Below are 978 nucleotides of genomic sequence, written 5' to 3'. Positions count from 1 at the left end.
CTCAGCGTGCGCCCGGGCACACACCGCGGGCAAGCGGAGACCGGGACGAATCCGGCCGGAATTCCGGTGCATACGGGGTAATTCATAACCGGACGACGGACGAGAAGGGCGTCGAAATAAAAAGGGTCCAGGTAGTTCTGTGTAATTCCCGCAGGGCCTCTTGACGCCGCACTTCCCGGCTGGATACTTGCGGATATCAGGTTTCCCCTGACGCATTGATCGGCATATCGAACAACGCATGGGTAATGCTCGCGACATTTCCCGTGCATTGCCCGACCGGTCACACCGCCGACCCCACGCCCGGCGGCCCACCCCCCACAGGAGGACCCCTCGTATGAGTCCACGACGTGCCCCCGAGCCCATGGAACGCAGGGCCATATCCCGGCGCGGCAAGCTGGTCGTGGCCGCGCTTGCGGCCGCCCTGCTGACCGGGCCCGGCGTCGCGCAGGCCACCCCGCAGGCCGCACCCGCCGCCCGGGAACAGGTGGCGGCGGCCAGCATCACCTGGACCCTGGAACGGGCGAGCAACCCCACCCAGGACCAGCAGACGGCCTACAACCTCATCACGTCGGCCATGAACGCCGCGGTGGCCCGGTACAACAACCTCAGCGACCTGGGCAAGAGCATCACCGTCCGCTACGACCCGGGCGTACCCACCGCCGACGGCAACATCAACGGAACGATCCGCTTCGGCAACCGCAGCTATATGACCGAGCGGACCGCTCTGCACGAGATCGCCCACACCATCGGCGTGGGCACCAGCTCGGGCTGGTCCTCCCTCGGCGGCGGAACCTGGCGCGGCGCGCAGGCCACGGCACTCGTCAAGCAGTTCAACGGTTCGGGCGCCACGATCTCCACCGGCGGCGGCCATTTCTGGCCGTACGGCCTGAACTACGAAAACGAATTCTCGAACACGGCGGCCGATCGGCACGTCCGAATTGTCGCCGCGATGGTCAGCGACGGCCTATAACCCCGCAA

Annotated in this window: 1 protein-coding gene; it reads left to right on the top strand. The window is 66.7% G+C overall.

Annotation, left to right across the window (positions count from 1 at the left end; all coding sequences use genetic code 11):
• Nucleotides 1-361: 361 nt before the first annotated feature.
• Nucleotides 362-970 (top strand): hypothetical protein, encoded by a 609-nt coding sequence (locus AQJ91_RS48410; protein ID WP_067036845.1) that lies wholly within the window; start codon nt 362-364, stop codon nt 968-970.
• Nucleotides 971-978: the final 8 nt, after the last annotated feature.

The sequence above is a fragment of the Streptomyces dysideae genome (assembly GCF_001514305.1).
Lineage (GTDB): Bacteria > Actinomycetota > Actinomycetes > Streptomycetales > Streptomycetaceae > Streptomyces > Streptomyces dysideae.
Note: the sequence above shows the minus strand (reverse complement) of the source record. Positions and strands in the feature narration are given on the sequence as shown.